The sequence below is a fragment of the Caulobacter sp. DWR1-3-2b1 genome, from assembly GCF_049895765.1.
In the GTDB taxonomy this organism is placed as follows: Bacteria; Pseudomonadota; Alphaproteobacteria; order Caulobacterales; family Caulobacteraceae; genus Caulobacter.
Genome location: NZ_JAFCSZ010000026.1, coordinates 47,340 through 53,526 on the forward strand (window position 1 = coordinate 47,340; position 6,187 = coordinate 53,526).

General features: G+C 64.3%; 6 protein-coding genes and 1 pseudogene. 6 read left to right on the forward strand and 1 reads right to left on the reverse strand.

Annotated elements, in window-relative coordinates; genetic code table 11:
- Positions 1–94: 94 nt before the first annotated feature.
- Positions 95–439 (reverse strand): annotated as a pseudogene (locus tag ACP69S_RS18110) (PAS domain-containing protein); the annotation flags it as partial.
- A gap of 156 nt (positions 440–595) precedes the next feature.
- Between ACP69S_RS18110 and sdhC the strand changes: the two are divergent.
- The 6 genes from sdhC to ACP69S_RS18140 all read left to right on the forward strand — a co-directional run bounded on the left by sdhC (position 596) and on the right by ACP69S_RS18140 (position 5,669).
- A complete protein-coding gene (gene sdhC, locus ACP69S_RS18115) occupies positions 596–1,003 on the forward strand; it encodes a succinate dehydrogenase, cytochrome b556 subunit (protein WP_425999620.1) in 408 nt (135 codons plus the stop codon).
- A gap of 3 nt (positions 1,004–1,006) precedes the next feature.
- Positions 1,007–1,411, forward strand: a complete 405-nt coding sequence (gene sdhD / locus ACP69S_RS18120; protein WP_425999621.1) for a succinate dehydrogenase, hydrophobic membrane anchor protein — start codon at positions 1,007–1,009, stop codon at positions 1,409–1,411.
- On the forward strand, positions 1,411–3,198 hold the full coding sequence (gene sdhA, locus ACP69S_RS18125) for a succinate dehydrogenase flavoprotein subunit (protein ID WP_425999624.1): 1,788 nt from the start codon (positions 1,411–1,413) through the stop codon (positions 3,196–3,198). Before sdhD ends, sdhA begins: the two co-directional genes overlap by 1 nt.
- Before the next feature lie 7 nt (positions 3,199–3,205).
- On the forward strand, positions 3,206–3,988 hold the full coding sequence (locus ACP69S_RS18130) for a succinate dehydrogenase iron-sulfur subunit (protein ID WP_425999625.1): 783 nt from the start codon (positions 3,206–3,208) through the stop codon (positions 3,986–3,988).
- 107 nt (positions 3,989–4,095) lie between these two features.
- Positions 4,096–5,316 carry an NAD(P)/FAD-dependent oxidoreductase gene (locus tag ACP69S_RS18135; RefSeq protein ID WP_425999630.1) on the forward strand — a complete coding sequence of 407 codons (1,221 nt, stop codon included), beginning with the start codon at positions 4,096–4,098 and terminating at the stop codon, positions 5,314–5,316.
- 32 nt (positions 5,317–5,348) lie between these two features.
- Positions 5,349–5,669: a 2Fe-2S iron-sulfur cluster-binding protein gene (locus ACP69S_RS18140; protein WP_425999626.1), complete on the forward strand. Its 321-nt coding sequence runs from the start codon at positions 5,349–5,351 to the stop codon at positions 5,667–5,669.
- Positions 5,670–6,187 lie beyond the last annotated feature (518 nt).

Below are 6,187 nucleotides of genomic sequence, written 5' to 3' on the forward strand. Positions count from 1 at the left end.
GGCCGCCGAAGGCCACGTCCTTCAGGCGCTGTATCTCGGTGACGTCCTGGGTGTGCTGCAGGATGTAGCAGGTTTCGCCATCGTCGCCGGCGATTGGCGTGTGGGTGGCGCTCCAGATCCGCGCCTCGAAGCCGCCGCCCAAGTGTCTGGGTCGCTGGATCGCGTAGTGGACCAGGGGCAATAGATCGACCTGACCGCTATCGCGCGCCCGGACCAGCGAGCGTTCCAGCATCTGGCGGCTCTCACCGTCCGAGGGAAAGGCGTCGAAGACATAGGCGCCCTTCAGCTCCTCCCAGACACGACCCATGGTCGTGAGATAGGCGCGATTGGCGGCCACATAACGCAGCTCACGATCAAGCATCATGTACGGACTGGGGATCCGGTCGAACACTATCTGGAAATCGATCGGATCACGCATACAGGCGCGCCTCCCGCGCATCACAGGCAGGAGAATGCCAGCTTGACCTTAAAGGTTCCGGCGCCCCTCGATATCGTCGTGAGAACGTTTCTCAACAGTGGTGGTTTCGTTGACACTCCCGCACCAAGGCTTAAATGCATCTCGCAACGCACAATGCCTATTTGGGTTGGACCGATCATGACCGACACGAGCCGGGGGCTGCCCGAGCGCCCGATGTCGCCGCACCTTCAAGTGTGGCGTTGGCATATCACCATGGCTTGCTCGATCCTGCACCGCGGCTGCGTCATGGGCCTGTATGTCGGCGCAGTTCTGCTGGCGCTGTGGGCTCTGGCCCTGGCTTCGGGTCATGAGAGCTACGCACTCTACACCGGCGTCATGGGCTCGCTGCTGGGCAAGCTCGTCCTGCTGGGCCTGACCTTCGCCCTATTCTTCAACATCGCCTATGCGATCCGCCAGACCTTCTGGGACGCCGGGATCGGCTTCGCGCCGAAGACCGCCGACCTGACGGGCGCGACCGCGATCGCCTTCGCGGTGGTCGCCACCGCCGTCACCTGGGTGATCGCCGCCGCCACGGGAGCGCTCTAAATCATGGCCGAGATCAAGTCGGAACGGTTCCGCACCCCGCTGTCGCGCGCCCGCGGCCTGGGCGCCGCTCGCCATGGCGTCAGCCACTTCATGACCGAGCGCGTCTCGGCTATCGCCCTGATCCCGCTGTCGCTGTGGGGCGTGTTCGCGGGCCTGAAGCTGGCGGCCGGTGATTTCGAGGGCGCGGCCCTCTGGCTGGCCACCCCGCTGAACGCGGTGTTGCTGGCCCTGCTGCTGATCACCGCCCTGATCCACCTGCAGGGCGCTGTCCAGGTCGTGATCGAGGACTATATCGAGAAGTTCACGACCAAGAGCGCCCTCGTCATCCTCAACATTTTCGTCTGCGTGCTCAGCGGCGCCTTGGGGGTCTTCTCGATCCTGAAGGTCGCCCTCACTGGAGCCTTTTGATGTCGGCCTACAAGTTCATCGACCACAAGTTCGACGTCGTCGTCGTCGGCGCCGGCGGCTCGGGCCTCCGGGCCGCGCTCGGCTGCGCCCAGGCCGGTCTGAAGACCGCCTGCGTCACCAAGGTGTTCCCGACCCGCAGCCATACCGTGGCGGCCCAGGGCGGCATTTCGGCCTCGCTGGGCAATATGGGCCAGGACGACTGGCGCTGGCACATGTACGACACCGTCAAGGGGTCGGACTGGCTGGGCGACCAGGACGCCATCGAATACCTCACCCGCAACGCGCCGGCCGCCGTCTATGAGCTGGAGCACTGGGGCGTGCCCTTCTCGCGCACGGCCGAGGGCAAGATCTATCAGCGCGCCTTTGGCGGCATGACCAAGAACTATGGCGAAGGCCCGATCCAGCGCACCTGCGCGGCGGCCGACCGCACCGGTCACGCCATGCTGCACACGATGTACGGCCAGTCCCTGGCGCACGACACCGAGTTCTTCATCGAGTACTTCGCCCTCGACCTGATCATGGAAGATGGCGTCTGCCGAGGCATCACCGCCTGGAAGCTCGACGACGGCACCCTGCACCGGTTCCAGGCCCAGCAGGTCATTCTGGCGACGGGCGGTTACGGCCGCGCCTATTTCTCGGCCACCTCGGCCCACACCTGCACGGGCGACGGCAACGCCATGGCGTTGCGCGCCGGCCTGCCACTGCAGGACATGGAATTCGTGCAGTTCCACCCCACCGGCATCTACGGCGCCGGCTGCCTGATCACCGAAGGCGCGCGCGGCGAAGGCGGCTACCTGAGCAATTCGGAAGGCGAGCGCTTCATGGAGCGCTATGCGCCGTCGGTGAAGGATCTGGCTCCGCGCGACATGGTCAGCCGGGCCATGACCATCGAGATTCGCGAAGGTCGCGGCGTGGGCCCCAACAAGGACCACATCTTCCTGCACCTGGACCACCTGGATCCGAAGGTCCTGCACGAGCGGCTGCCCGGCATTTCCGAGACCGCAAAGGTCTTCGCCGGCGTCGACGTGACCAAGGCTCCGATCCCGGTCCTGCCGACCGTCCACTACAACATGGGCGGCATCCCGACGAACTATCACGGCGAAGTCGTCACCAAGTCGGGCGACAACCCCGACCAGGTGATCCCCGGCCTGATGGCCGTGGGCGAGGCGGCCTGCGTCTCGGTGCACGGCGCCAACCGTCTGGGCTCCAACTCGCTGATCGACCTGGTGGTGTTCGGCCGCGCTGCCGCGCTGCGCTGCGCTGAGATCCTCAAGCCCATGGCCACCCAGCCAGAGCTGAAGGACGCTAATACCGACGCGCACCTGGCGCGCTTCGATCGCTATCGCAACGCCAGCGGCACGCAGGGCACGGCCGCCCTGCGTCTCGAAATGCAGAAGGCCATGCAGGAAGACGCTGCGGTGTTCCGCACCGGTGAAACCCTGGTCGGCGGCGCCCAGCGCCTGGCGGCGGTCTGGGAGAAGGCCAAGGACATCAAGGTCAGCGACCGCGGGCTGGTGTGGAACACCGACCTGATGGAGACCCTGGAGTTCGACAACCTGATCGGCCAGGCGGTCGTAACAGTGGCCGGCGCGGTCAACCGCACCGAAAGCCGCGGCGCCCATGCCCGGGAAGACTTCGGCGACCGCAACGACGGCGAGTGGATGAAGCACACCCTGGCCTGGCTCGACGTCGACACCGGCAAGGTGAAGATCGATTACCGCCCGGTCCACAGCTACACGATGTCTGACGACATCGCCTACATCCCGCCTAAAACACGGGTTTATTGAGGGTCCGATGGTCGAGCTTACGCTTCCCAAGAACTCCCAGGTCAAGGCCGGCAAGCACTGGCCTGCGCCCGCCGGAGCCACGAAGGTCAAGACCTTCAAGATCTATCGCTACGACCCCGAGGCGGGCGGCAATCCGCGCTGGGACACCTACGACGTCGATATGGAAGCGGTCGGACCGATGGTTCTGGACGCTCTGCTCTATATCAAGAACAGCATCGACCCGACGCTGGCTTTCCGCCGGTCGTGCCGGGAAGGGGTGTGCGGCTCCTGCGCGATGAACATCGGCGGCCGCAACACCCTGGCCTGCACCTATGGCTGGGCTGAAGTGCCCGGCAAGAACCTGCAGATCGCGCCCCTGCCCCACGCGCCGGTGGTCAAGGACCTGATCCCCGACCTGACGCTGTTCTATGCTCAGTACGCCTCGGTTGAGCCCTGGCTGCACACCGACACGCCCGAGCCGCAGACCGAATGGAAGCAAAGCCCGGAAGATCGCCTGAAGCTGGACGGTCTTTACGAATGCATCCTCTGCGCCTGCTGCTCGACCTCGTGCCCCAGCTACTGGTGGAACGGCGACAAGTATCTGGGCCCGGCGGCTCTGCTGCACGCCTATCGCTGGCTGATCGACAGCCGCGACGAAGCGACCGGCGACCGCCTCGACCAGCTCGAGGACCCGTTCAAGCTCTATCGCTGCCACACGATCATGAATTGCGCCCAGGTCTGCCCCAAGGGCCTGAACCCGGCCAAGGCGATCGCCGAGATCAAGAAGATGATGGTCGAGCGCGTCGTCTGACGCGCTCGCTCTTCTCTCTTCCGTGTAAGGTGCTTGCCAAAAGGTGACGCCGCCGTCATTTTTGACGAAATGGAGGGCGCGTCTTGAGCGCAGCTGAGTCGGGCGATCTGAACGCACGCGTGGTCATCGTGGGAGCCGGCCATGCCGGCGGCTCGGCGGCGGCCTTCCTGCGCCAGTACGGCCATACAGGTCCCATCGTTTTGATCGGCGACGAACCGCTCCTGCCTTATCAACGGCCGCCACTGTCCAAGGGCTGGCTCAAGGGCGAGGCCGACGCCGAGTCACTCTCTTTGAAACCCGCCGAATGGTACGCCGACAACGGCGTTTCCTTGCGACTGGGCGGCGTCGTCACGCGCATCAACCGGGCTGAACAGGTCGTCCATCTGGCTTCGGGCGAGACCTGTGCCTACGACTATCTGATCCTGGCCACCGGCGCCCGCGCCCGGATGCTGCCGATCCCTGGCGTGGATCTCGCCGGCGTGCTGGCCCTGCGCACTGCGGCCGACGCGGAACTGCTGAAGACCGCCCTGGGTCCAGGCAAGCGCCTGGTCGTCGTCGGTGGCGGTTATGTCGGTCTCGAGGCCGCGGCTTCTGCGCGGGCCCTCGGCGCGCACGCCATGATCATCGAGCGCGAGGAACGGGTCCTGGCCCGCGTCGCCTGTCATGCGCTCTCGACCTTCTTTCAGGATTATCACGGCGCCAGGGGCGTGGTCTTCGAGCTCAATGCCGGCGTCGCGGCCTTCGAAGGCGCTGACGGCCACGTTACCGGCGTGCGCTTCTCCGATGGCCGCGTCGTCGCCTGCGACGCCGTCCTGGTCGGAGTGGGCGCCATCCCCAATGACGACCTGGCCAAGGACGCCGGTCTCGACTGCGCCAATGGCGTGGTTGTCGATCTCGAAGCGCGCACGAAGGACGCTCGCATCTTTGCGATCGGCGACGTCAGCCACCGGCCTCTCCCGCTATATGAGCGTCAGTTCCGGCTGGAGAGCGTGCCCAATGCGCTGGAACAGGCCAAGCAGGTCGCAGCCGCCATTGTCGGTCGCCCGGGTCCGACGCCCGAGGTCCCGTGGTTCTGGTCTGATCAATATGACCTGAAGCTGCAGATCGCTGGCCTGCCGTTCGACGCGGACCGCATCTTGGTGCGCGGCGACGTCGCGGCGGCGAAGTTTGCGGTCTTCCATATGAAAGGCGACCTGATCCAGGCCGTCGAAGCGGTCAATGCGCCGCCTGAATTCATGGCGGGCAAGCAATTGATCGCCAAGCGTACGCCGGTCTCGCTGGAAAAGCTCGCCGACGCTACTGTATCAATGAAGGACGTGGCGGCCTGAAAGCCGCCCAAAGGGGAATCCAAGGACAGCGCATGGCCAAGATCACCTATATCGAGCACAACGGCACGGAACACGCTCTCGACGTCAAGCCAGGCCTGACGGTCATGGAGGGCGCGGTGAAGAACAATGTGCCCGGTATCGACGCCGATTGCGGCGGCGCATGCGCCTGCGCCACCTGCCACGTCTATGTCGATGACGCCTGGCTTTCCCAGACCGGCGAGAAGTCGGCCATGGAAGAGTCGATGCTCGACTTCGCCGAGAACGTCGAACCCAACAGCCGTCTGTCCTGCCAGATCAAGGTCAGCGACGCGCTCGACGGCCTGACGGTGCGGCTCCCAGAAAGCCAACATTAGGGGCGACGTTTAAAAAGCGTCGTTATACCGTCACGCAGGGGTTGCCATGTCAGATGGCGAGGCCTAAATCCGCCCCTCGCTCGGAAACGAATTGCGCCCGGACGAAGTTGGTTCCCTGAAGGGCGCTTGCTTAGTCCAGATCACTTCGTTAGTTTCCGCGCTCCAATCGACTCGGTGATGCATCAAACAGAGGGCGGCCCCGGCGGCCCTGGCTCATCTCTTTGGCCTTTTCGCTCCCCGGTTTCTGGGATTTGAAATGGCCGAAAAGAGTTGGTTGACTACGGAGTGGCGCTTCTCTAAAAGCCCCGCTCCGGCACCGCCGCCAAGTCTTCGCAAGAATTCAGCGGCGCGGTGCAAAGTCTAGTCGGTCTTATCTAAGAAGTTTTCTTCGAAGAAAGTGCTTGACTGGATTTGGTAGCTTCTCTAGAAGCTGCCAGCTCTTCCGGGTTTGCCTTCGGGTTGGCCAAGTTGAGAAAGTCGGATGGTTTTGCGAAAAACGATTTGACACTGCATTCGAG